At 64.6% G+C, this 24,274-nt stretch carries 16 protein-coding genes; 7 read left to right on the plus strand and 9 right to left on the minus strand.

The genetic code is table 11. The features are described from left to right. Window positions 1-81: 81 nt before the first annotated feature. Genes HUN39_RS06845 through HUN39_RS06860 form a run of 4 tightly spaced genes read left to right on the plus strand, consistent with a single transcriptional unit; the run spans window position 82 to window position 9,153 of the window. Window positions 82-1,647: an efflux transporter outer membrane subunit gene (locus HUN39_RS06845; RefSeq protein ID WP_175093704.1), complete on the plus strand. Its 1,566-nt coding sequence runs from the start codon at window positions 82-84 to the stop codon at window positions 1,645-1,647. Next, a complete protein-coding gene (locus HUN39_RS06850) occupies window positions 1,644-2,912 on the plus strand; it encodes an efflux RND transporter periplasmic adaptor subunit (RefSeq protein WP_175093705.1) in 1,269 nt (422 codons plus the stop codon). Before HUN39_RS06845 ends, HUN39_RS06850 begins: the two co-directional genes overlap by 4 nt. Beyond that, window positions 2,909-6,046 carry an efflux RND transporter permease subunit gene (locus tag HUN39_RS06855; protein WP_175093706.1) on the plus strand — a complete coding sequence of 1,046 codons (3,138 nt, stop codon included), beginning with the start codon at window positions 2,909-2,911 and terminating at the stop codon, window positions 6,044-6,046. The genes HUN39_RS06850 and HUN39_RS06855 overlap by 4 nt, the downstream gene beginning before the upstream one ends. After that, complete coding sequence (locus tag HUN39_RS06860; protein WP_175093707.1) at window positions 6,043-9,153, plus strand: efflux RND transporter permease subunit; 3,111 nt, start codon at window positions 6,043-6,045, stop codon at window positions 9,151-9,153. Before HUN39_RS06855 ends, HUN39_RS06860 begins: the two co-directional genes overlap by 4 nt. A 116-nt stretch (window positions 9,154-9,269) precedes the next feature. Here HUN39_RS06860 and HUN39_RS06865 read toward each other — a convergent pair whose 3' ends face one another. From HUN39_RS06865 to HUN39_RS06890, 6 genes are all read right to left on the minus strand, one after another. Then, complete coding sequence (locus HUN39_RS06865; protein ID WP_175093708.1) at window positions 9,270-9,557, minus strand: hypothetical protein; 288 nt, start codon at window positions 9,555-9,557, stop codon at window positions 9,270-9,272. Window positions 9,558-9,699: 142 nt separating this feature from the next. Continuing rightward, entirely contained in the window at window positions 9,700-10,431 is a 732-nt protein-coding gene (bluB, locus tag HUN39_RS06870) for a 5,6-dimethylbenzimidazole synthase (protein ID WP_175093709.1), read from the minus strand. Next, window positions 10,421-11,446 carry a threonine-phosphate decarboxylase CobD gene (gene cobD, locus HUN39_RS06875; protein ID WP_175093710.1) on the minus strand — a complete coding sequence of 342 codons (1,026 nt, stop codon included), beginning with the start codon at window positions 11,444-11,446 and terminating at the stop codon, window positions 10,421-10,423. Before cobD ends, bluB begins: the two co-directional genes overlap by 11 nt. Beyond that, window positions 11,443-12,900 carry a cobyric acid synthase gene (locus HUN39_RS06880; RefSeq protein ID WP_175093711.1) on the minus strand — a complete coding sequence of 486 codons (1,458 nt, stop codon included), beginning with the start codon at window positions 12,898-12,900 and terminating at the stop codon, window positions 11,443-11,445. Before HUN39_RS06880 ends, cobD begins: the two co-directional genes overlap by 4 nt. Next, window positions 12,897-13,691: a cobalt-precorrin-6A reductase gene (locus tag HUN39_RS06885; RefSeq protein ID WP_175093712.1), complete on the minus strand. Its 795-nt coding sequence runs from the start codon at window positions 13,689-13,691 to the stop codon at window positions 12,897-12,899. Before HUN39_RS06885 ends, HUN39_RS06880 begins: the two co-directional genes overlap by 4 nt. Before the next feature lie 206 nt (window positions 13,692-13,897). Beyond that, on the minus strand, window positions 13,898-17,413 hold the full coding sequence (locus tag HUN39_RS06890) for an indolepyruvate ferredoxin oxidoreductase family protein (RefSeq protein WP_175093713.1): 3,516 nt from the start codon (window positions 17,411-17,413) through the stop codon (window positions 13,898-13,900). Between the two features lie 205 nt (window positions 17,414-17,618). On the opposite strand from HUN39_RS06890, the gene HUN39_RS06895 reads away from it, so the two are divergent. From HUN39_RS06895 to HUN39_RS06905, 3 genes are all read left to right on the plus strand, one after another. Then, window positions 17,619-18,332 carry a DUF1007 family protein gene (locus HUN39_RS06895; protein ID WP_175093714.1) on the plus strand — a complete coding sequence of 238 codons (714 nt, stop codon included), beginning with the start codon at window positions 17,619-17,621 and terminating at the stop codon, window positions 18,330-18,332. Continuing rightward, complete coding sequence (locus tag HUN39_RS06900; protein WP_175093715.1) at window positions 18,329-19,333, plus strand: nickel/cobalt transporter; 1,005 nt, start codon at window positions 18,329-18,331, stop codon at window positions 19,331-19,333. Before HUN39_RS06895 ends, HUN39_RS06900 begins: the two co-directional genes overlap by 4 nt. Before the next feature lie 140 nt (window positions 19,334-19,473). After that, window positions 19,474-21,231 carry an AMP-binding protein gene (locus tag HUN39_RS06905; protein ID WP_175093716.1) on the plus strand — a complete coding sequence of 586 codons (1,758 nt, stop codon included), beginning with the start codon at window positions 19,474-19,476 and terminating at the stop codon, window positions 21,229-21,231. Between the two features lie 8 nt (window positions 21,232-21,239). Here HUN39_RS06905 and HUN39_RS06910 read toward each other — a convergent pair whose 3' ends face one another. Genes HUN39_RS06910 through HUN39_RS06920 form a run of 3 tightly spaced genes read right to left on the minus strand, consistent with a single transcriptional unit; the run spans window position 21,240 to window position 24,273 of the window. After that, complete coding sequence (locus tag HUN39_RS06910; RefSeq protein ID WP_175093717.1) at window positions 21,240-22,511, minus strand: adenosylmethionine--8-amino-7-oxononanoate transaminase; 1,272 nt, start codon at window positions 22,509-22,511, stop codon at window positions 21,240-21,242. Next, window positions 22,508-23,143 carry a dethiobiotin synthase gene (gene bioD, locus HUN39_RS06915; protein ID WP_175093718.1) on the minus strand — a complete coding sequence of 212 codons (636 nt, stop codon included), beginning with the start codon at window positions 23,141-23,143 and terminating at the stop codon, window positions 22,508-22,510. The genes HUN39_RS06910 and bioD overlap by 4 nt, the downstream gene beginning before the upstream one ends. After that, complete coding sequence (locus tag HUN39_RS06920) at window positions 23,140-24,273, minus strand: 8-amino-7-oxononanoate synthase (protein ID WP_175093719.1); 1,134 nt, start codon at window positions 24,271-24,273, stop codon at window positions 23,140-23,142. The genes bioD and HUN39_RS06920 overlap by 4 nt, the downstream gene beginning before the upstream one ends. Window position 24,274 lies beyond the last annotated feature (1 nt).

Below are 24,274 nucleotides of genomic sequence, written 5' to 3' on the forward strand. Positions count from 1 at the left end.
GGCCTTCCCCACGCCTCCACTGGCGCTTAAGGAAGGGGACGCTCTGGCCGTTCCCGCGGTTCCTCTGGAGACGTCTGCTACTTGACCGCGCCCGCTCTGTCTCGCTCTTTTCGACCAGCGCTGGCGGCCGCCGCGACGCTCGCGGCGGCGCTCGCCGGCTGCGATCTTGAGTGGGACAAGCCCGATCTGTCGGCGCCGCCGCCGGCGCGGTTCATAGAGGCGAAGCCGCATCCGCAGCCGCCGATTTCCGGGGGTCGGGATTTCGCTGTCAAATTCGGCTCGAAGGAGCTGACCGGGCTCGTCGAGCGCGCGCTCGACGACAACCTCGACCTCGCGGCGGCGATCGCCCGCATCACCCAAGCCGACGCTCAGGCGCGCATTTCAAGCGCCGCGCAATGGCCGTCGGTCTCCATGACGAATATCGCCCGCACGACGCGGACTCCCGGCACGACGATCAACGTCGGCTCCGCAAGCGGCGGATTTAATCCGGCCACCACGTCGAGTTCGAGTTCGACCTCTACCTCTACCTCGAGCTCCGGGTTCCGCGCGCGCAACTTCGGCTTTTTCCAGCTTGGCCTGACCGCGAGCTATGAAGTGGACTTCTGGGGCAAGAACGAGGACGCCTCCATGGCCGGGCGCATCCTCGCCAACGTCTCGCGCTTCGACCGCGACGTCGTCGAAATCTCGACCGTCGCCGCCGTGCTGAACGCCTATTTCCAGGTGCTCACGGCCCAGGATCGTCTGCGCATCGCCCGCCAGAACGTCACGATCGCCCAGCAGGTCATGGACGCCATCAACGCAAGGCTCGAAGTGGGGGTGGCGACCGTGCTCGACACGTCGCAACAGCTAACCATCCTTGCCCAGCAACAGGCGACCATTCCGCCGCTCGAACAGACCCTGCGCCAGACCCGCAACAATCTTGCAGTGCTGCTGGGACAGACGCCCGAAAGCATGACCATCAAGGGCGGTTCGCTGACTCGGTTGAGCTTTCCTCGGATTGCGCCGGGTCTGCCGTCGGAAGTGCTGCTACGCCGCCCCGACGTGGCCGAGGCGGAAGCGCGACTCGCATCGCAGGAATTTTCAGTGTTGCAGGCGCGGGCCGCCTTTTTCCCGTCTCTAACCTTGACCAGCCTCTATGGCTTCCAGAGCGCGCTGCTCTCGACGCTGCTTTTGCGGCCGGACGCCATCGCCATACAGCTCGCCGGGACGATCACGCAGCCGGTGTTCGACGGATGGAATCTGCAGGGGCAATATGACCTGCAGAAAGGCCGCTACTCGGAACTCGCGGCGCTTTACCGCAAGCAAATTCTGACGGCGTTGTCCGATACCGAGAACGCGCTGATTGCAATACGCGAGACGGACCGCCAGATGAAGTTCCTGAGCGTCGCGGTGACGGCCGCCCGCCGCGCATTGGAGGCGGCGGAAATGACTCTGCGGGAAGGGACAATCGACATCGTGACGCTGGCGCAGACGCAAACGAGTTATTTCCAGACGCAGGAACAGCTCGCCATCGCGCGGCTCTCTCATTTTCAAGCGGCGACGAGCCTCTATCAAGCGCTCGGCGGCGGCTGGGGGCCGACGACCCGCGAAATCGAGATCGCCCGCTCCAACGCGGCCTATGAAGCCGACAGGGGACCATGGCCATGACCCGCGTCAGCCGAAGGACGCTGCTCGCGATCGGCGCGCTCGCGCTCGCCGTCGCCCTGGGCTGGGCGTATCAGGCCGGAAAGATTCCCGGATTCGGCGCCAGGGACCAGGGTCCCGGCGCGGCGCGTTCCGGCGGTCCGCGCGGCGACCGCATCGTTACGGTGACGGCTGCGAAGACACGTCTCGACGACGTTCCCGTGACCATTGACGCCGTCGGCACCGTGCAGGCGCTCAACACGGTGACGATCCGCACGCAGGTCGACGGGCGGCTGCTGCGCCTCACCTTCACCGAGGGACAGGACGTCCGCAAGGGCGACATATTGGCCGAAATCGATCCGGCGCTCTATCAGGCGCAATATGATCAGGCGCTCGCCAAGAAGGCGCAGGACGAGGCCAATCTCGCCAACGCCCGCGTCGATCTCGCCCGCTATGAAAGGCTCATCGTCGGCAATTTTGCGTCCAAGCAGCAACACGCCACCCAGAAGGCGACCGTCGCTCAGCTCGAAGCGCAGGTGCGGGCCGACAAGGCGGCGATCGACAACACCAAGACGACGCTCGATTTCGCCACCATCCGCTCGCCGATCGACGGACGCGCCGGCATCCGCCTCGTCGACGTCGGCAATATTCTGCATGCCTCGGACCAGACCGGCATTGTCGTCATCACGCAGCTCAAGCCGATCTATGTCGTATTCACCCTGCCTCAGCAGGCGCTGCCTGCGGTGCAGAAGGCGCAGGCTCAGGGAAGAGCCAAGGTCTCGGCGCTCGGTCCGGACAATGCGACGCCGATCGAAATCGGAGAGCTAAGCGTCATCGATAACCAGATCGACCAGCAGACGGGAACGGTGCGTATTAAAGCGACCTTTGCGAATCAAACGCTGTCGCTCTGGCCCGGCCAATTCGTCAATGTGCGTCTGATGCTCGACACGCTGAAGAATGTTATCGTGACCCCGAGTCCAGCGGTGCAGCGTGGGCCGAACGGGGCTTTCGTCTATGTGGCGGGCCCTGACGATATCGCGACAATGCGCGAGGTGACGACGGGTCGCCAGGACGAGAAAATCGCAGTCATCGCTTCGGGGCTTCAGCCCGGCGAGGTCGTCATCACAAGCGGCTTCTCTCGGCTGACGGACGGCGCAAAAATTCAGATCATGAATGCGCCTTCGGCTGCCGGCGCCGAAGATGTCGGCGCCGGCGGCGAAGACCAGCGCTCAAACGCGGCGCGCGGCGCGCCGCCCCGACGCACGCGAGGCAATCGAACGCAAAGATGAACGTATCTGCGCCCTTCATCCGCCGGCCGGTGGCGACGTCGCTCTTGGCGTTCGCCGTGCTGCTGTTCGGTATGATGGGGTATTTGCGACTTCCAGTCTCGCCGCTTCCGCAGGTCGATTTTCCGACCATTCAGGTGACGACGCAGCTCCCCGGCGGCAATCCCGATACGATCGCATCGCTGGTGACGGCGTCGCTCGAACGGCAATTCGGCCAAATCCCGTCGCTGACCAGCATGTCGTCGCAGAGCTCTTTCGGGCTTTCGCAGATCACGCTGCAATTCGATCTCGATCGCAACATCGACGCGGCCGCGCAAGACGTTCAGGCGGCGATCAACGCCGCCGCCTCGACGCTGCCGCGCAATCTCCCCTATCCGCCAGTTTACGCCAAGGTTAATCCCGCCGACACGCCAATCCTGACGCTGACGCTGCGTTCAAAGACCGCCACCCTCCGCGATTTGAGCGATCGCGCCGATACGCTGATCGCGCCGCAGCTCTCGCAGGTCTCCGGAGTCGGCCGCGTGTCGGTGCAGGGCGGCGTCCGGCCGGCCGTGCGCATTCAGGCCGATCTTGCGCGCCTGGCGGCCAATCGCATCGGCATGGAGGATTTGCGCCTCGCCATCGCCGCGGCAAACATCTCCGGCGCCAAGGGCTCGCTTGACGGCAGGCGACAGTCCTACATGCTGGACGCTAACGACCAGATTCTGCACGCGAGTCAGTACAACGACATCATCGTCGCCTGGCGCAACGGCGCGCCGGTGATGCTTCGCGACGTGGCTCAGGTCATCGACGGACTGGAGAACGCGCGCGTCGGCGGCTGGCACAATGGCGAGCAGACGGTCGTTCTCGACGTGTTGCGCCAGCCCGGCGCCAACATCATCAACACGGTCGAGTTGGTCAAGAGCGAACTGCCGCAGATACAGCGGGCGCTTCCCGCCGGCATGTCTCTGGAGATCGTCAACGACCGCACCGTAACGATCCGCGCCTCGATTTTCGAGGTGCAGCTGACGCTTGTCATCGCCTCGGCGCTCGTCGTGCTCGTCGTGTTGATGTTCCTGCGGAGTTGGCGGGCGACGGTCATCGCCGGCGTCAGCCTGCCGCTCTCGATCATCGCCACATTCGCGATCATGTGGGCCGCCGGCTTCTCGCTCGACAATCTGTCGCTGATGGCGCTGACCATCGGCACGGGCTTCATCGTCGACGACGCGATCGTGATGATCGAGAACATCGTGCGCAACATCGAGGAAGGCAAAGCGCCCCGCCAGGCCGCGCTGGACGGCGCGCGCCAAATCGCATTCACGGTCGTATCGCTCACCGTCTCGCTTATCGCCGTCTTTATACCGCTGCTGTTCATGACCGGCATCGTCGGACGGATGTTCCGCGAATTCGCGCTGACGTTGACGATCGCCGTCGTCATTTCGGCGGTGATCTCGCTCACGCTGACGCCAATGCTTTGTGCGGCGCTGCTGCGGATGGCGCCGCCGCGGGGACAATCGCGATGGGAGACGCTTTCGCTGGCGCTCGATCGCGCTTATCACGTCTCGCTCGATTGGGCGCTCAAGCGCGAGAGATTCATGCTTGCGCTCACCGTCGCGACTCTGGCGCTCACCGTCGCGCTCTACGCCGTTATTCCCAAAGGCTTCCTGCCGCGACAGGACACCGGCGTGCTGTCGGTGGTTTTAGAGGCCTCGTCGGACGCGTCCTTCGACAAGATGACGGCGCTGCAGGCGAAGATCGCCGAAGAGTTTCGCCGCGACCCGGACGTGAGCGGCGTGACATCGGTGCTGGGCGTCGGCCCCCTCAATGCGACGACCAATGTCGCGCGGCTCACCGTGATGCTGCGTCCGCATGAGGAGCGCCGGGAGAACGCCGAAAAGATCGCCGACCGTCTGAAGGCGGCGGGCGAACAAACGCCGGGCGTCACGCTTTACGTCCAGCCGGTTCAAGACATCCAGATTACGACGCGGCCAAGCCGGTCCCAATTTCAATATACGCTGACCGCCGCTGACGGCGGCGAATTGCTGACATGGTCCGGCCGATTGCTCGATCGACTGCGCACGACCCCAGGCTTGCGTAACGTCGCCGCCGAAACGCAGGAGGGCGGGTTGCGCACGCTCATGCGAATCGACCGCGATAAAATGGGGCGGCTCGGCATTACGGCGCAAAATGTCGACGACGCGCTGAACGACGCCTTTGGGCAGCGGCAGATTTCGATGATTTACACCCAGTCGAATCAATATCGCGTCATTCTTGAAGCTGCGCCTCAATATCTGCGCGACCCGTCGGCTTTGGAGAAGCTTTATGTCGCGCCGCCTGGCGGCGGACCGCAGACGCCGCTTGCGGCTTTTGCGCGCCTGGAAAATCTCTCCGCGCCGCTTTCCGTTGCGCATCAGGATCAGTTTCCAGCCTCGACAATCAGTTTCGATCTTGCCGAGGGCTATTCGCTTGGCGACGCTGTGAAAATGATCGCCAACGCGGAAGCCGCAATCGGCATGCCGTCGTCAATCGTCGGCGTATTCAGCGCCGACGCCGCCGAATTCAACAAGTCGCTGGCGAGCCAACCCTGGCTCATTCTCGCGGCGATCGTGTCGATCTATATTGTGCTCGGCGTTCTTTACGAAAGCTTCGCCCATCCCTTCACCGTCCTGACGACCCTGCCGTCGGCGGGCGTTGGCGCGCTGCTCGCTCTGCTCGCCTTCCACATCGAAATGTCCATTGTCGCGCTGATCGGAGTCGTTCTGCTGATGGGCATCGTCAAGAAGAACGCGATCATGATGATCGACTTCGCGCTGGACGCCGAGCGCGATGAGGGACTCTCGGCGCGTGACGCAATCGTGCGCGCCTGCCATCTGCGCTTCCGTCCCATCATGATGACGACGCTTGCCGCGCTCTTCGGCGCGCTGCCGCTCGCGCTCTCGCATGGGCCGGGCAGCGAGTTGCGCATTCCGCTGGGCGTCGCGATCATCGGCGGCCTGCTGCTCTCGCAGGCGCTGACGCTTTACACGACGCCGGTCATCTATCTCGCCGTGGAGCGGCTGCGCGTCCGGCTCTCGCCGCCGGCCGAGCCGCCAGTCGCCGAGGAGTTTGAACCGATCGGCGCACTGCCGAAGCCGCCAACCCGCGAGGCCGCCGAGTGAACGTCTCCGCGCCCTTCATCAAGCGGCCGGTCGCGACGACGCTGCTTGCCGGCGCGTTGTTTCTGCTGGGAGCCGTCGCCTATTTTTTCCTGCCCGTCGCGAGCCTGCCGGAGGTGGATTTTCCGATCATCGGCATCTCCGCCCAGCGCCCGGGCGCTGATCCGCGGACGATGGCGGCGTCGGTCGCGGCGCCGCTCGAACGTCGCCTGTCCACCATCTCCGGCCTGAATGAATTGACTTCAACCAATTCGCTCGGTTCGACTCAGATCATCGCCCAGTTCGACATCTCGCGGCCGATCGACGCCGCGGCGCGCGACGTACAGGCGGCGCTTAACGCCGCGCTCACCGACCTGCCGACCGATCTGCCAACGATGCCGACCTATCGAAAGGCAAGCCAATCCAGCATGCCCGTGCTCGTGCTGGCGATGACCTCCGACACCTTGCCGACGAGCGCCATTTTCGATGCCGTCGACTCCGTGATGTTGCAGCGCGTTTCGCAGGTTCCGGGCGTCGGCGAGGCCCGCCTCGCCGGCGCCGAGCAGCCAGCGATCCGCGTCCAGGTCGACAGCGCGCGGCTCGCCGCCATGGGGCTCGGCGTCGACGCCGTCGCCAACGCGCTCAACGCCGCCAACGCCCACTCCTCCGTAGGGGCGCTCGGCGGCGATACGAGGGAGATCACGCTCGCCACGACCGATCAGCTGTCGACGCCTGACGATTATCGCAACATCGTCATCGCATCGCGCAACGGGGCTGTGGTCAAGCTCGGCGACGTCGCCACGGTCGAGCGCGGCGTCAAAAACCGCAACGCCGCCGGCTGGTTCAACGGCAAGCCCGCCGTGCTGCTTATCGTCACCAAGCAGGCCAACGCCAATGTGATCGAAACGGTCGATCAGATTAAGGCGCTGTTGCCGCGGCTTCAGGAATGGATACCGAGCGGCATCAAGATCGACGTGCTCGCCGACCGCACGCAAACGATTCGCGCCAGCATTCATGACATTCAGCGCACGCTGGCGATCTCCGTCCTGCTGGTGATGATGGTCGTCTACGTATTTCTGCGCCGTTCGACGCCGGTCATAGCCGCCGGCGTCACCGTGCCCCTTTCTCTGGTCGGCACTTGCGCGGCGATGTGGGTCGCCGGTTTCTCGCTCGATAATCTATCGCTGATGGCCCTGACGGTCTCGGTCGGCTTCGTCGTCGACGACGCTATCGTCATGATCGAAAACATCCAAAGCAACGCCGAGCGCGGTCTGAACCGCATGGAAGCGGCGCTGGTGGGCGCGAAGCAGATCGGCTTCACCGTCCTTTCGATCAGCCTCTCGCTCGTCGCCGTTTTTATACCGCTGCTCTTCATGGAAGGCGTGATGGGCCGGCTGCTGCGCGAATTCTCCTGGACGCTGACGTTCGCGATTGCGATTTCAACCGTCATCTCCCTGACAGTGACGCCGATGATCTGCGCGCGCTTGCCTGCGCATCGCGAGAAGCCGCCATCGCGCTTCGATCGGATCGTCGAAGGCGCTCTCGACACGGTCGTCGATTTGTATGCGCGCAGCCTGCGGCCGGTGATCGATCATCCGTGGGCCACCCTTATTGTCGTGGTCGTCTCGATCGGCTGGACGGTGCGTCTCTACCAGACGATTCCTAAGGGCACGCTGCCCCAAGACGATATCGGCCTGATCAATGGAACCACCGAGGCGTCTGGCGACGTGTCTTTCGCCGAGATGGAGCGGCTGCAAAGGCTCGCGTCTGAAACGCTGCTCGCTGATCCGGATGTGGCCAATGTCGGCTCGTTCATCGGCGCGAAAAGCTTGACCGCCTCGATGAATCAGGGCCGGCTGTTCGTCGCCTTGAAGCCGGCGGACGAACGGCGTGCGTCGAGCAAGGAGGTGATCGCGCGCCTGCGCGGCCAATTCGCTAAAATTCCCGGCCTTAGCGTGTATATGGTGCCTTCCCAGGATTTGCGGCGGGGCGGGCGGCTCAGCAAGGCGCAATATCAGTTCACGCTGTCGAGCCCCTCGGTGGAAATCCTCGAGGCGTGGCGCGACAAGGTGGTGGCGCGCCTAAAGCAAGCGCCCGAGCTTGTCGACGTGACCACCGATCAGGAGCGCGGCGGCCTTCGCGCCAAAATCGTCATCGATCGCAACGACGCCTCCCGTATGAATGTGCAGATCGCCGCCATCGACGCGGCGCTGAATAGCGCGTTCGGCCAGCGGCAGGACGCGATCATCTATACTCAGCGCAACCAATATCGCGTGATCTACGAAACGCCGCCCGAACGGCAGCGAGACATTCGCGACCTCGCCGGAGTCTACGTGACGTCGACGACCGGCGAGCAGATTCCGCTGACCGCGCTCGCCCATATCGAGCGCAGCTCAACGCCGCTCGTCGTCAATCATCACGGCGTGGTGCCGGCGACGACCATTTCCTACAATGTCGCGCCCGGCTACAGTCTCGACGCGACCGTCGCGGCGATCGAAAAGGCGATTGCGGAACTCAATCCGCCGGGCGGCCTACGCGCCGAATTCGCAGGCGACGTCGCGGATTTCCGCAAGGTGGCGGCGGGAATGGCGGCGCTGATCCTTGCCGCTCTGCTTTCGGTCTACATCATTCTCGGCATTCTGTACGAAAGCCTCATCCATCCGATCACGATCATCTCGACGCTGCCGTCCGCCGGCCTCGGCGCGCTACTGTCGCTCGAACTGTTCGGCGTCGAATTCACCATCATCGCCTTCATCGGCATTTTGCTGCTGATCGGCATCGTCAAGAAGAATGGCATCATGCTCGTCGACTTTGCCTTGCAAGCGGAGCGCGACGGCGGCATGTCCGTGCATGACGCGGCGCTCGCGGCGGCGCGCGAACGCTTCCGTCCCATTCTGATGACGACGCTCGCCGCGATTTTCGGCGCGCTACCGCTCGCCTTCGCGACCGGGATCGGCGCCGAACTCCGGCGTCCGCTCGGCATCACCATCGTCGGCGGATTGCTGCTCAGCCAGGCGCTGACGCTCTACACGACGCCGGTGATCTATCTGCTGATGAGCAGGCTTAGGCGCAAAAAACCGGCGACGCCGGCGCACCAGCGCATCACGCCGCTAAAAGCCCATGGCGCTTGAAGTTAGAGCGCGCCGCGAAAAAGTGGACGCCGGTTTTTCGCGTAAAGCGCGCTCTAAGTTTTTGGAATCGATCACGTCATCTGCGTTTAGGCGATTCCGCCTAAACGCAGCGTGATCTAGTGCGCCGGCGTTTGCGGGGTTTCGAAGAAGAAGCGCAACACCTGGGCCGCGCCGCAATCCTCGATCGGAATGTGCCAGAATTTCGAATCGAGATCGGGGAAGCGCTCCATCGGCAACTGAATCTGCGTCAGCCGCGCGTGATTGTCGAAGCCGCGCAGCATGGCGCGTTCGAACAGTTTCAGCAGCTGCTCTTCGCAGTCTGGCACTTCCGTGACGGTGAGAATGATGTTGTTGGCGAGGGGGAAGTCTTTCTCGAACAGCTGTTCCAAATTAACCAGCGCCATGTTCGCGTCTCCGACGCCCCCTAATTGGAGCTTCGACTATCAGGCGGTTCCTACGCTCCAACCCTTTCACGCGTCACGCTAAAAAGCGAACTACGCTAACAGGTTGTCGATCGAAGTCCACAGGAAAGCCGGACTTAGCCTTTCAGTTATTTAAGGCGGGTTTGTGGACGGCCAATTCTCCCCAGCTGTCCTCGAAGATCAGATTCTCCAACGGCAGACGCGAAGCCCAGCGTTTCGCTTCGAGCTCCGGCAGCTTGTAGGCCTGCGCGACATAGCCGACGCAGAGATAGGCCACGATGGCTATCTCATTGGGAATCCTGAAGATCTGGCGCAGATCGGCCTCCCTGACGATGCTTACCCAGCCGACGCCGACGCCTTCGGCGCGCGCCGCCAGCCATAGATTTTGAACAGCGCAGGCGGTGCTGAGGATATCGGTGTCCGGCTGCTGCGTGCGCCCGAGCCCGGTCGCGCCGAACCGCGCGCGATCGCAGGTGACGCAGATGTTGAGCGGCGCCTTCACGATGCCCTGCAGCTTGAGGCTGCGATACAGCGAGCGACGCTCCGGCTCCAGCGCCTGCTCCTCGGCTTCACAGGCGCGTTGAAAGGCCGCATAGGCGGCGCGTCGCTTCTCGACGTCCCTGATAATGATGAAGTTCCATGGCTGCATGAAACCGACGGAGGGCGCATGGTGCGCTGCGTCAAGGATGCGCAGCAAAACTTCGCGCGGCACGTCGTCAGGCAGGAACTCGTCACGCACGTCGCGGCGCGTGTAGATGACGCGGTAGATCGCGGCGCGCTCGGCCTCGCTGAAGGCTGCGGCGGGCGCCAGATCCGCTGGCTTCTCGTCCGTCTTCTTCGGCGCTTCAGCCGCCATCGACGCTCTCCAGCGCCGCGGCAAGCCGCGCCCAGGCGGACTCGTTTGGCGGCGGACCGAACCGCAGCCAGTCTGGCTTTCCGGCGAAGGCTCGGGTCAATATGCCGCGCGCGGCGAGACGCGCAAACCGGCGGGGGGCTTGCGGATTCGCCGCCAGCCGAAACAGCGTCGTTCCGCCCATGATGTGAAAACCGGCTTGCGTCAGTAGCGCGTCGAGGCGCGCAGCGTCGCCCGCGCTGGCTCGCGCGGCGTTCGCGCGCCATACGTCATCCGCAAGCGCGTGGGCGCCGATGGCGAGCGCCGGCCCCGAAACCGCCCAGGGTCCGAGCGCCGCGCGCAGCTTCGCCCCGCGCAGGCGCGAACAGAGCGCGAAGCCGAGCCGCAATCCGGGAAGCCCATAAGCCTTGCCGAAGGAGCGCAACACGACGAGGCTCTCATTCTGCGCGAAACCCGCGACGCTCCCTTCCGGCGTAAAATCCATGAAGGATTCATCGACGATCAGCAGACCGCCTTGCGACATTTGCGTGGCGGCGGACAAAATGTCCTGCGGCCCGACCACGCGTCCGTCCGGATTATTGGGAGCGACGATCACGCCGACATCGGCGCCTGCAAGCGCATCTAATGTTTCCACCGTATCGACCCGCGCGCCCATTGCGGCCCAACAGGCGGCGTGCTCGGCATAGGTGAAGCCGAGGATCGCGACGCGTTTGGCCGGGAAAACGCGCGGAAGCAGCTGAATGAAAGCTTGCGCGCCGCCGCCCGCGACGATTTCCACGCCAGAGGGCGCGCCATAAGCGCGCCGCGCGGCGCTGTCGAGCGCAGCGAACGCGTCATCGTCGGGAAGGCGCGTGAAAACCTCATCGGCCAGCGGCGGCAGCGGATAGGCGCGCGGATTGACGCCCGTCGACAGATCGATCCAGGGTTGCGGCGCGTTCGGATAGAGTCGGCGCGCGGCGTCGAGTCGCCCGCCATGCGCGACGAGCGGCGGCGCGCCGATTGCGGAATGCGCCGTCATCGCGCCATCTCCCACAGCGCGTCGAGATCGATATGGCGCGCGCAATGCGCCGCAAGCGCGTCGAGCGTCTCTTCGATCGACTCCTCGTAACGCAGCGACGATTGCGGCGCGCAGAGCGTTCGCAGCAGCGACGCGCGCAAGCAATCGTCCGCGAAAATCCCATGCGCATAGGCGCCCGCCACACGGCCGTCGCGCGAGATCGCGCCATCCGCGCGACCATCCGCCAGTTGCAGCGTCGGCCGCACGCAGTCGGAACCGGTGGTTGCGCCAACATGCATTTCGTAGCCGCAGAACGGCGCGTCGAAAAGCGGCGCATGGCCGCTGACCGGGTCCAGCGCTTTTTCTCCCGTCAGCGTCGTTTCAATATCGAGGAGACCCAATCCCTGCGCTTCGCCGGCGGCGCCTTCGACGCCGAGCGGATCGCGGATCACGCGGCCGAGCATCTGATAGCCGCCGCAAATGCCGAAAACGCGGCCGCCGCGGCGCACATGCGCGAGAATGTCGATGTCCCAGCCATTGGCGCGCAGCGCCGCGAGATCTGCGATCGTCGCTTTCGATCCCGGCAGGATGACGAGCTGCGTTTCCGGCGGCAGCGGCTCTCCATCCTTGAGGAAGACCACGCGCACGCCGGGCTCGGCTTTCAGCGGATCGAGATCGTCGAAATTGGCGATATGCGGGAGCAGCGGAGCGGCGATCGTCACGCCATCGCGCTGATCGTGGCCTCGCATACGCAACCCGAATGCGTCCTCCGCCGGAAGCCTCGCGGCGGCCTCGAAAAAAGGCACGAGGCCGAGCGAACGCCAGCCGGTCCGCGCTTCGACGAAACGCAGGCCATCGTCGAACAGCGAGGCGTCGCCGCGAAACTTGTTGACGATAAACCCTTCGATCATCGCCGCGTCGTCATCGCCGAGCGCCGCCTTGCAGCCGACGAGTTGCGCGATGACGCCGCCGCGGTCGATGTCGCCGACCAGCACGACCGGAACGTCGGCTTCGCGGGCGAAGCCCATATTCGCGATGTCGTTCTGGCGTAGATTGATTTCGGCGGCGCTGCCGGCGCCTTCGACGATGACAAGCTCGGCTTCAGCTTTCAGCCGCGCGTAGCTCTCGAGCACAGGCCGCATCAGGCGCGGCTTCAAATCCTGATAGTCGCGCGCCTTCGCCTGGCCGACGACGCGTCCCTGCACGATGATTTGCGCGCCCGAGGCGCCTTGCGGTTTGAGCAGCACGGGATTCATGTCGATGCGAGGCGTAAGCCGCGCGGCGCGCGCCTGCAAGGCCTGAGCCCGGCCGATCTCGCCGCCGTCGCTCGTCACCGCGGCGTTGTTCGACATGTTCTGTGGTTTAAAGGGCGCGACCCTGACGCCGCGATTAGCGAAGGCGCGCGCGAGCCCGGCGACGAGCAGCGACTTGCCGACGTCTGAACCCGTGCCTTGAATCATCAGCGTGCGGCTCATGAAGCGAGGAAAGCCATCGCCGCGTCGATGCTATGCGTCGTTGCGGCGTCCGCGCTTGCCGGACGCGCGATCATGACGACGTCAAGCCCGAGCGTCCGCGCCGCTTCGATCTTCGCGTAGGCGAGCGCGCCGCCGCTATTCTTGGTGACGACGATCTCGATGCGCCTGTCGCGCATCAGCGCGATCTCATCCTCGAGCGCAAAGGGACCGCGGCCGAAGATCACCTCGCAGGACGGCGGCAGATCGCCGGCCTGCGGCGGCTCGATCACCCGCAGCAAGTAGTCGTGCTGCGGCGCGGCGCGAAAATCGGCGACGCCCTGCCGGCCGATCGCGAGAAAGACCCGGCGTGGCGCCGCGCCGAGCGCGCGCGCCGCCGCGGCGTTGTCGTCGACATCGATCCAGCGATCGCCCTGCGCACAGATCCATGGCGGGCGCGTCAGGACGAGCAGCGGCGCGCCGGCGACGGCGCAGGCGGCCCGGGCGTTGGCGGAGATGCGCGCGGCGAAGGGATGCGTCGCGTCGACGACATGCGAAATGCGCTCCTCGACGAGATAGCGCGTCAATCCTTCGACGCCGCCGAAGCCGCCCACGCGAACCGGCAGATCATGCGCGATCGGCGCGCTGGTGCGTCCGGCAAGCGAAATGACGCCGTCGAGACGCGGGTCGGCGGCGATACGCGTCGCAAGCGCGCGCGCTTCGCTCGAGCCGCCGAGCACAAGCGCGCGGCGATGCTCGATCGCTGCGGAGAAAAGAGATGGCGTTGAATCCGCCTGTCTCACGCCGAATTCCATCGATCCATTCACTCACATCGTAGAAGAACTGATTACCGCTTCGCAGATGTCATTCCCGACGCGCGGAAGCGCGATCGGGAATCCAGGGCCAAATCCGAGCCTGGTCTTGTCGCTTTTGGATTCCCGATCAGGCCTTTGGCCTGTCGGGAATGACAATCCCGAGGCGCTGGCGGTCGGATTTATATCACCGCTTAATCCCGGCGGACTCACTCGGCAGCGAGTTTCACCGCGCTTGGCTGGCGATATTCGGCCATGAGCCGCTCGCGCTCGGCGTCCGCCGCCGCGATGTGGCGGGCCTTGATGTGGCCAAATCCGCGGATGTATTCCGGCAGGCGCGCCAGCGCCACGGCGCCCGCGTGGTTTTCCCGCGTCAGCGAAGCAGAAAATTCATCGAGCAGCGCTTCGTAATCCTTCAGCAACCTGCCCTCGACCACCCGGTCGTGGTCGAAACGGAAGACGTCGAACCATGTGTTGCGCAAGGTCTTCATCCTCGCCAACACGCGCAGCACCTTGAACATCCAGGGACCGAAGGTGATCTTGCGCGAGCCGCCGAAGTCGGTCTTGCGCTGAAGGGACGGGAAGTTGGGCGCAAGATGCAGTTCGAGGCGCAGATCCCCCTCGAAAGTGTCCTCGAGCTGACGTTGGAAAGCGCCGTCTGTGTATAGCCGCGCAACCTCATAATAGTCTTTCGCCGCCATCAGCTTGAAGAGATAGCGGGCGACCGCCTCGGTGAGTTCGCGCGAGCCTGGCGCGCGCAAAGCTTCCAGCCTCGCGATCTTTTCGACGCGCGCGCGAAAGCGGGCGGCGTAGGCTTCGTTCTGGTAACCGACGAGAAAAGCCGCGCGACGTTCGATGATTTCCTCGAGCGTCTTCGCTTTCTCGCGATCGCCATTGGGCTGGCGCAGCGACTTAACGGTGGCGAGCACGCTGCTCAGATCATGCGCGGCGCGCCGCCCCCACAAGAAGGCCGATTGATTCATCGGCACGGATTCGCCGTTCAGTTCGATGGCGCGCAGGATCGCCGCCTCCGACAGCGGCAGATAGCCTTTCTGCCAAGCGTAGCCGAGGATGAAAATATTTGCGGCGATCGAGTCGCCGAGCAGCGCCTGCGCCAGCGCCGTGGTGTCGATGAAGGTCGACTCCGGCCCTGCGGCCCGGCGGATCGCCTGCTTGATCTCTTCCGAAGGCAGCACGAAGTCGGGATTGCGCTCGATATCGCCAGGGAACACTTCGGCGCTGTTGACGAGCACCGCCGTCTTGCCCTGCTCGACGGCGGCGAGCACCTGTTTCGCGCCGGCGACGACGAGGTCGCAGCCCAGCAGAAGATCGGCTTCGCCCGCAGCGATGCGGATGGCGTGAACGTCCGCCGGCGCGCGGCCGATCTTCACGTGGCAATAGACCGCCCCGCCCTTCTGCGCGAGGCCGGCCATGTCAATGACGCCGACGCCTTTGCCCTCGAGATGCGCAGCCATGCCGAGAATGGCGGATACAGTGACGACGCCCGTGCCGCCAAGCCCGGCGATGAGAACGCCGTAGGGCACGGCGCCGATCTCGGCGATCGCAGGCTCCGGCAACGCCGGCAGTCCGCCGTCGTCCTGCGTCGAGGGCAGCGGCGCCTTTTTCATGCGCCCGCCATGTACGGTGACGAAGCTCGGGCAGAACCCCTCGAGACAGGAAAAGTCCTTGTTGCAGGCGGACTGGTCGATGCGCCGCTTGCGGCCGAATTCGGTTTCGACCGGCTGCACCGCGACGCAGTTCGACGCCGTGCCGCAGTCGCCGCAGCCCTCGCACACGAGTTCGTTGATGATGACGCGCGAATCCGGATCGTTCATCAACCCGCGCTTGCGCAGGCGACGCTTTTCCGTCGCGCAGGTCTGATCATAGATCAGTACGGTGACGCCGTCCGTTTGCGCCAGATCGCGCTGCACTTCGTTGAGGACATTGCGATGATGGATCGTCAGGCCCGGCGGCCAGCCGATCGTCGGCGCATATTTGCCAGGCTCATCGGAGACAAGGGCGATCTTCTGCACGCCTTCGGCCGCGACCTGCCGCGCGATCGTTTCGACGGTCAGCTCGCCTTCATGCTTCTGGCCGCCGGTCATCGCGACGACGCCGTTGAAGAGAATCTTGAAGGTGATGTTGGTGTTGGTCGCGACGGCAAAGCGGATGGCGAGCGATCCCGAATGATTATAGGTGCCGTCGCCGAGATTTTGGAACATATGCTTGCGCGTCGAGAACGGCGCTTCGCCGATCCAGTTCGCGCCTTCGCCGCCCATATGGGTGTAGCCTTCCGTCGAGCGGTCCATCCACTGCGCCATGTAATGGCAGCCGATGCCGGTGTAGGCGCGCGAGCCCTCGGGCACATGGGTCGAGGTCGAATGCGGACAGCCGGCGCAGAAATGCGGCACGCGAACGGTGACGTCAGTCATCGTCCGGCGGCGATCCTGCAGCTTCTCGAGCCGGCGCACGCGCGCCTCCAGCTCATCGAGCGAATGATATTTCAAAAGCCGTCGGCCGATGGCGATGGCGACGTCATTGGAGTCGAGCGCGCCTTTGACCGGGAACAGCCATTCGCCGCGCTCATCCTTCTTGCCGATGCAGAGCGGCTGATGCGGCGCGCCGTACAGTTCCTCGCGCAGCTGCACCTCAATGAGCGAGCGTTTTTCCTCGACGACGATGATGAGGTCGAGGCCGCGGGCGAATTCACGCAGACCCTGCGGCTCCAGCGGCCAGGGCGCGGCGATCTTGTAAAGGCGCAGACCGAGATCGTTCGCCTTCACCTCGTCGAGGCCAAGATCGTCCATCGCCTGGCGCACGTCGAGATAGGACTTGCCGACGGTGATGACGCCGATCTTCGGATTGGCGCCGCCGGACGTAATAATGCGGTTCAACCGATTGGCGCGAATGAAAGCGAGCATCGCGTCGCGCTTGCTCTCCTGCATCCGCTCTTCCTGCGCGAGAACCGGATCGCCGGGGCGGATGTTGAGGCCGCCCGGCGGCAAGAAGAAAGATGGGGGGACGATCGGGCGGATGCGGTCGAGCGAACCGTCGATCGAGGCCGTCGACTCGACCGTATCCTTGAGGAGCTTCAAACCGACCCACACGCCCGCGAAACGCGACAGGGCGAAGCCGTAAAGCCCGTAATCGAGAATTTCCTGCACGCCGGCCGGCGACAGGATGGGGATCATCACATCGACGAAATGGTAGTCGGACTGATGCGCGGTGGTTGAGGATTCGGCGGTGTGATCGTCGCCCATGAGGGCCAGCGCGCCGCCATGGCGCGACGTGCCGGCAAGATTGACGTGGCGGAAGGCGTCGCCGCTGCGGTCGATGCCTGGACCTTTGCCGTACCAGAGCGAGAAGACGCCGTCGTATCTGCCTTCGCCGCGCATCTCGGCCTGCTGCGCGCCCCAGATGGCGGTCGCGGCGAGATCCTCGTTGAGCCCGGGCATATACAAGATATTATTGGCGTCGAAGAGCGCCTTGGCCTTGTGCATCTGCGCGTCGACGCCGCCGAGCGGCGAGCCGCGGTAGCCGGTGACGAAGCCCGCGGTGTTCAGTCCGGCGCGGCGGTCCGCCTCCTTCTGCATAAGGAGCATACGCACGATCGCCTGGGTGCCGGTGATTAGAACGCGCGACCTGTCGAGATCAAATCGATCGGAGAGCGACGCCTCGGCGAAGGCGGAGCCGGTCTTTGCGTCGCCGGCGGCTATGTCTGCCATTACTGCTCTCCTGCGAGAAATCGGGGCGAAGCGCGCTTGGGACTCTTGCGCTCACACGCTAAAGCAAGGATCAACCCGTGAACGAATCCGGTTTAAAGACCCAGCTGGTCGCGGCCTTCCGCCGCAGAGGCGCCCAGTAGCGCCGATTCTATATCCGCCACCTTATGCCACACGGAAGCGCCTTTTCAAGGACGGATCTGCTAGCATGCACAGGCTCGAAGCGGGAGCCTGCGCCGCGTTTTCGCCGCCTTCGCCGCCTAAGCGCGAGACTCGCATGAAGCTGAAAATCAACTCGGTTCTCATCCTTTTGACCATGGCGACGGGGATTGGCGCGGCCTCGGCCCATCCGCATGTCTGGGTCGCGGTGCGCAGCGAAGTCGTATTCGCGCCAGACGGCAAGATCGCGGGCGTTCGGCACGCCTGGGAATTCGACGAGATGTATTCGGCCTATGCGGTGCAGGGGCTGGGCAAGGACGGCAAGCCGCCCACCCGGGAAGAACTTGCGCCGCTCGCCAGGACGAACGTCGAGTCGCTGGCCGAATTCGAGTTTTTCACCTTCGCCAAGCAGAACAGCGCCAAGCTCGCGTTCAAGCAGCCGGAAAATGTGGCGCTCGAAGCCAATGACAAGAAGATCGTCACCCTGCGCTTCTTCCTGCCGCTGGAGACGCCGATCGCGGCGAAGAAGCCGTTCTCCTTTCAGGTCTATGACCCCACCTATTTCGTCTCCTTCGGACTCGAGAAGAAAGATCCCGTGACGCTCGCCGGAGCGCCGGGCGGATGCTCGCTCAGTCTCGTCGAACCTGCGCCGCTCGTGGCGACTGAAAACCAGAAACTGAGCGAAGCGTTTTTTCAGAACCTGTCGCCAGGCGCCGATTTCGGCATGAAGCTGGCGACGCGCGCGATCGTGGCCTGTCCGTGAAGATTGGACAGAGGGCGGTTTGGCTCGGCGTGACCGCCGCGGCGCTGGCCGTGATCGCCGCCGCATCGGCCTGGGGCGCGCCGCGCCATCCATTTGCGGTCGGCGCGCAAGAATCGACCGCGGCGGCGACAGGCGTCGCCGGGCTTATCCTGGCATGGCAAAGCAAGTTCCACGCTGAGCTGCACGCAGCCGTGCGCGCGCTGAAGACCGATCCTTCCGCGTTCTTCGCGCTCGCTGCGGCGAGTTTCGCCTATGGCGCTTTTCACGCCGCCGGACCCGGCCACGGCAAAGCGGTGCTTGCATCCTACATGCTTGCCAATGAAACGGCGCTGCGCCGCGGTCTGCTGCTCGCGGCGCTCGCCGCGCTGCTGCAAGGACTGGTCGCCATCGCCGTCGTCGGCGCGGCGGCGGCGTTGTTCCGGGCGACCGCGAATCAGATGAGCGACGCGACCCACTTCATCGAGCTTGCAAGCTATGCGGCGGTCGCGGCGCTCGGCGCGCGCCTCGCCTGGGTGAAAGGCCACGCGCTATCGGCCGCCCTCCGCATGCCCGCAATCGCCCCGACGGCGCGCGGCTTCGTTTGCGAGGCCATCGACGACCCGACGCATGTGCATGACGCGACCTGCCGCCACGCGCCGGACCCTTCGACATTGGGAGGACCGAAGTTTCGCCTCGCCGACGCCGCCGCGACTATCGTCGCCGCCGGCCTGCGCCCCTGCTCGGGGGCGATTCTGGTGCTGGCGTTCACACTGTCGCAGGGGCTTTTCGTCGCCGGCGCCGGGGCGGTCATCGCCATGTCGGCGGGAACGGCGATGACGACGAGCGCCCTCGCCGCGACGGCTGTTTACGCCAAGAGCGCCGCGGTGCGGTTTGGCGCGAAGGATTCACGGCGCGCGGTCATCATCGCCCGCGGCGGCGAGTTCGTCGCCGCAATTCTCGTTCTGGCGCTCGGCGTTTCGCTGCTCTTCGGCCTCGGGCCGGCGCCACCCGGGACGGCGTAACGCGGCTCGCGGCGACGCAACATAATGATTGCGGCGGGGATGGCCTCATTCGACGCGAGACGCGCTATCTTGAACAAGAACACACAGGCGCAGCGGACGATTCGCGTCGCGCGCTTCACGCCCGCGAAGTCGAGGACGACATGACCAGCGCAGAAAAAATAGAGGACCCTTACGTCAAGCGGCCCTGGCTTTCGTCCTACCCCGCTGGCGTCCCGGCGGACATCGACGAATCTTCCTATTCGACGCTGGTCAATATGTTCAACGCGAGCGTTGCGGAATTCGCCGAGCGGCCGGCGATGGAGAGTTTCGGCGCGACGCTCACCTTCGAGGAGTTCGGCCGCGCCGCGGTGGCCGTCGCCGCCTGGCTGCAGACGCGCGGATTAAGAAAAGGCGATCGGGTCGCGATCATGTCGCCCAACGTCCTCGCCTATCCAGCGACCCTCTTTGGCGTCTTGCTGGCTGGCGGCGTCGTTGTGAACGTCAATCCTCTGTACACGCCGCATGAGCTCGAGCACCAGATGAACGACTCCGGCGCGCGCTTCTTGTTCGTGTTCGAAAACTTCGCGCATACGGCGGCCGCCGCCTGGCCGCACATGAAAGTCGAACGTGCGGTGATCGTGAAGCCCGGAGATCTGATGGGGCTGCGCGGACTGATCGTCAATTTCGTCTCGCGCTGGGTCAAACGCATGGTCCCCAGCTATCGGCTGCCCGGCTGCGTCGGCTTCGCGCATGTGTTGCAAGCGGGCGCCGAGGAGCCATTCAAGCCGCCGCAAATCGGGCCGGACGATATCGCATTTCTGCAATACACCGGCGGCACGACCGGCATCGCCAAGGGCGCCATGCTGCTGCATCGCAACGTCGCCGCCAATGTCGAACAGTCGTGGACCTGGCTGAAGCCCTACCTCGAAGGTAAGCCGCTGATCATGGTGACGGCGCTGCCGCTCTACCATATTTTTGGACTGACGGCCTGCCTGCTGCTTGTGGTGAAGACCGGCGGTTGCTGCCTGCTGATCGCCAATCCCCGCGACATCAAGGGCCTGATCGCGACGCTACGAAAATCGACGTTCACGTTGTTCTCCGGCGTCAACACGCTTTACGCGGCGATCGCCGACCATTCCGCCGCCGGCTCGGTCGACTATTCCAATCTTCTCCTGACCATCTCCGGCGGCATGTCGACCCAGGAGGTCGTGGCGCAAAAGTGGAAGGCGTTGACGGGAAAGCCGATCGTCGAAGGCTATGGACTGACCGAAACGTCGCCGATCGTGACGATCAATAAGCCGACGATCGCCGAATTCACGGGCGCGATCGGCTATCCGGCGCCGTCGACGGAAATCTCGGTGCGTTCGCCCGAGGGCGAGCCCGTTCCCCTTGGCGAGCGCGGCGAACTCTGCGTCAAGGGGCCGCAGTTGATGGGCGGCTACTGGCGCAGGCCGGATGAGACGGCGAAAGCCCTGACCGCCGACGGTTTTCTCAAAACTGGCGACATTGCGGTGATGGCGCCGGACGGGCTCATCAAGATCGTCGATCGGTTGAAGGACATGATCCTCGTCTCGGGATTCAACGTCTATCCGAACGAAGTCGAATCGGTCCTCGTCGAACACCCCAAGGTGAAGGAAGTAGCTGTCATCGGCGTGCCGAATGAACATTCCGGCGAAGCGCCGATGGCGTTCGTCGTGGCGCGCGATCCGAGCCTCACGCGCGAAGAGTTGCGCGCTTTCGCGCATGAGCAACTGACGAGCTACAAGGTTCCGCGTCATTACGAATTTCGCGAGAGCCTGCCCAAGAGCACCGTCGGCAAAATTTTGCGGCGCGCGCTCAAGGACGAATTTCTCGCGCGCAAGAATACCGTCGCCGATGAGGGACGCGGCAAGAGCGTAAGAACCGAACTCAAACGCTGACGATCGCACTATGCAGATGCGCCGAAGCAATCGGCCGCCTCGCTGATCGCGTCATAGACGAGATCGAGTTCGGCCGCCTCGACGCAGTATGGCGGAAAGACATAGATCGTCGGCCCGAGCGGGCGCAGCAGAAGACCGCGCGCATTGAAGAAGCGCATGAGATCGAGCGCGATCGTCGCAAGATAGCCGCCCTCCGCGACATTGAGATCGAGCGCCGTAATGATTCCGAGCCGACGCGCGTTCGAGAAGCGCGCGTCGGACGCGAAGCGCGCAAGCCGCGTCGCCTGCATGTCGCATAGCGCCGCGACGCGGGCGGCGGGTTCGCCCGTCGCCCAGACGTCGAGATTGGCGAGCGCCGCCGCGCAGGCGATCGGATTGGCGGTGTAGGAGCTGGAATGAAAAAAGGCGCGGGCGCGCTCCGGCGATAAATGCGCCTCAAAAATTTCGCGTTTGCACATGGTGACGGCGAGCGGCAGGGCGCCGCCGGTGAGGCCCTTGGCGTAGCAGGCGATGTCCGGAACGACGCCCGCCTGCTCGCATGCGAAGAGCGTTCCGGTGCGGCCGAAGCCCGTCATCACTTCGTCGGCGATGAACAGCACGCCGTAATGCGCGCAAATGCGCTTCATCTCCGCAAGCGTATCGGCGCGGTAGATGAGCATGCCGCCCGCGCCCAATATCAGCGGCTCGACAAGCAAGGCGGCGGGTCTGTCGCGGCAGGCGCGCTCCAGCGCGTCGAGCGTCTCCTGCTCGCGCCCGCGCGTGGGGAAGGGAATGCGCGAGACCTCATAGAGCAGCGGCTCGTAAGGCGCGTTGAAGGGCGATCGCGCGCCGACGGACATCGTGCCGATCGTATCGCCGTGATAGCCGTGTTCGAGCGCGACGATGCGCGTGCGCGTCTCGCCGCGATTGCGCCAGAAGCCGAGCGCCATCTTGAGCGCCACTTCGACGCAGGTGGAGCCGCTGTCGGAATAAAACACATAGTCGAGGCCCGGCGGCGTCAGCGCCACAAGGCGCCGCGCCAGCGCTTCCGCCGGCTCATGGGTGAAGCCGGCAAAGATGATCTGATCGAGCCATTCGGTTTCTTCACGGATCGCCTGCATGATGGCAGGGTGGCGATGGCCGTGGGTGATCACCCACCAGGACGAGATGGCGTCGAGAAAGCGCTTGCCGTCTTCGGCTTCGAGCCAGGCCCCTTCGGCGCGCGCAATCTTGACGGCGCCGGGCTGCAGCGCATGCTGCGTGAACGGCCGCCAGACCGGGGACTCTGTGACGAGGCTCACGCGCCGCTCCCGAAGGCGTCGCGCGCGATTGCGGCGTTAAACGCCGCGCCGAGCGTTTTTTTATTCAGGGGATCGAGCTTTGGCAGGCGGCCAAGAATGCGCGCGCCGCCGATCGTCTCGATCGAATGTTGCGCGTCGGCGTCGGCGTCGCCGACGAACATGATTCCGGTGATCGAGATTCCGCGTCTGCGCAACGCTTCGAGCGTGAGCAGGCTGTGATTGATCGTGCCGAGACGCGTGCGCGCGACGAGTATGACGGGCAAGCGCCAGCGTTCGAGCACGTCGATCGTCAACGCGCGGTCGCTGAGCGGCGTCAGCACGCCGCCGGCCGTCTCTATGATCAGAGGACCGTCGCACGGCGGCGGATTCAGCGCGGCGGCGGCGATCTCGACGCCCTCGTCGCGCGCGGCAAGATGCGGCGAGGCCGGTCGACGCAGCCGCCAGGCTTCTGGGAAAATATGCTCAGCCGGCGCGCCCGAAAGACGCGCGACGATCTGCGAGTCCGTCTCGCCATCGAGACCCGACTGCACCGGCTTCCAATAATAGGCGTTAAGCGCCCCGACGATCGCGGCGGAGACGACGGTTTTCCCGACGCCCGTATCCGTTCCCACGATCACGAAGCGGCGCTTCATGGTTCGAGCCTCGCGAGTTCTTCGCCAAGATGCGCGATCATACGCGCGACGTCATCTTCGCTCGCATGCAGCGTCAGCGCGATGCGCAAGCGAGCAGAGCCGTTCGGCACTGTTGGCGGACGAATGGCGCGAATGTCATAGCCATGCGCCTGCATGCGCGACGCAAGAGTCGTCGCGCGGACGTCGGCGCCGACGATGATGGGTTGGATCTGGCTGCCAGAAGGTGCGATTGCGCAGAGCCGCCGCAGGTCGGCGCCGGCGAAATCGATACGCGACATCAGCTCGGCGCGCCGATCGTCGGCCGCTTCGATGATCTTGAGCGCCGCGCGCACGCAAGCGGCCATAACGGGCGAAGGCGCAGTCGCGAAGATGAAGGACCGGCAGCGGTTGACCATGAAGTCGCGCAGGACGCGCGGCAGACAGAGCAGACCGCCGGCGACTCCCAGCGCTTTGCCGCATGTATGCAAAGTGACGACGTTCTCCGCGCCTTCAAAACGCGCGGCGAGTCCGCGGCCGCCCGGACCATAGACGCCCGTCGCATGCGCTTCGTCGATCAGGAGGAAGGCTTCGTTTCGCTCGGCGAGCGCGAACAGATCATCGAGCGGCGCCTTGTCGCCGTCCATGCTGTAAAGGCTTTCCACGACGATCCAGATTCGCCCGCGTCCGCCTTTTTCGCGCCAGGCGCGGATCGCGTCCTCGGCGGCGCCGACGTCATTATGGCGGAACTTCGCATTCGGCGCGCGCGCCAATCGCATGCCCTCATGGGCGCTGGCGTGCGCGAGCGCGTCATAGAGTATGAGATCTTCGCGCTGAGGCGCCGTCGAGAGCAGCGCTTCGTTGGCGGTAAAGCCGCCGCTGAAATACAGCGCGCTTTCCGCGCCAAAAAAACGCGCCGCGTCCTCTTCCAGCGCTTCATGCTCCGGATGATTGCCGCGCAACAGCCGCGAACCGCCGGCGCCAACGGGAACGCCGCGCGCGAGCGCCGTCGTCACGGCCGCGGCGAGTTCGGGCGACTCGGCCAAAGCCAGATAATCATTCGACGCGAAATCCAGTCCGGCGCGCGAAGCGAGCGCGCGCAGTCTGCCGCGCGCGGCGAGGCTCGCAAGATCTTGCGCGTAGCGCTCAAGCATG

Origin of the sequence: Methylocystis silviterrae, from assembly GCF_013350005.1 — a bacterium.
Lineage (GTDB): Bacteria > Pseudomonadota > Alphaproteobacteria > Rhizobiales > Beijerinckiaceae > Methylocystis > Methylocystis silviterrae.

What these genes read in the sequence shown, in the direction of transcription:
- HUN39_RS06850 (WP_175093705.1), top strand. Translation starts at nt 1,644, where the DNA reads ATGACCCGCGTCAGCCGAAGGACGCTGCTCGCGATCGGCGCGCTCGCG.
- HUN39_RS06855 (WP_175093706.1), top strand. Translation starts at nt 2,909, where the DNA reads ATGAACGTATCTGCGCCCTTCATCCGCCGGCCGGTGGCGACGTCGCTC.
- HUN39_RS06865 (WP_175093708.1), bottom strand. Translation starts at nt 9,557, where the DNA reads ATGGCGCTGGTTAATTTGGAACAGCTGTTCGAGAAAGACTTCCCCCTC.
- bluB (WP_175093709.1), bottom strand. Translation starts at nt 10,431, where the DNA reads ATGGCGGCTGAAGCGCCGAAGAAGACGGACGAGAAGCCAGCGGATCTG.
- cobD (WP_175093710.1), bottom strand. Translation starts at nt 11,446, where the DNA reads ATGACGGCGCATTCCGCAATCGGCGCGCCGCCGCTCGTCGCGCATGGC.
- HUN39_RS06880 (WP_175093711.1), bottom strand. Translation starts at nt 12,900, where the DNA reads ATGAGCCGCACGCTGATGATTCAAGGCACGGGTTCAGACGTCGGCAAG.
- HUN39_RS06885 (WP_175093712.1), bottom strand. Translation starts at nt 13,691, where the DNA reads ATGGAATTCGGCGTGAGACAGGCGGATTCAACGCCATCTCTTTTCTCC.
- HUN39_RS06890 (WP_175093713.1), bottom strand. Translation starts at nt 17,413, where the DNA reads ATGGCAGACATAGCCGCCGGCGACGCAAAGACCGGCTCCGCCTTCGCC.
- HUN39_RS06895 (WP_175093714.1), top strand. Translation starts at nt 17,619, where the DNA reads ATGCACAGGCTCGAAGCGGGAGCCTGCGCCGCGTTTTCGCCGCCTTCG.
- HUN39_RS06905 (WP_175093716.1), top strand. Translation starts at nt 19,474, where the DNA reads ATGACCAGCGCAGAAAAAATAGAGGACCCTTACGTCAAGCGGCCCTGG.
- bioD (WP_175093718.1), bottom strand. Translation starts at nt 23,143, where the DNA reads ATGAAGCGCCGCTTCGTGATCGTGGGAACGGATACGGGCGTCGGGAAA.
- HUN39_RS06920 (WP_175093719.1), bottom strand. Translation starts at nt 24,273, where the DNA reads ATGCTTGAGCGCTACGCGCAAGATCTTGCGAGCCTCGCCGCGCGCGGC.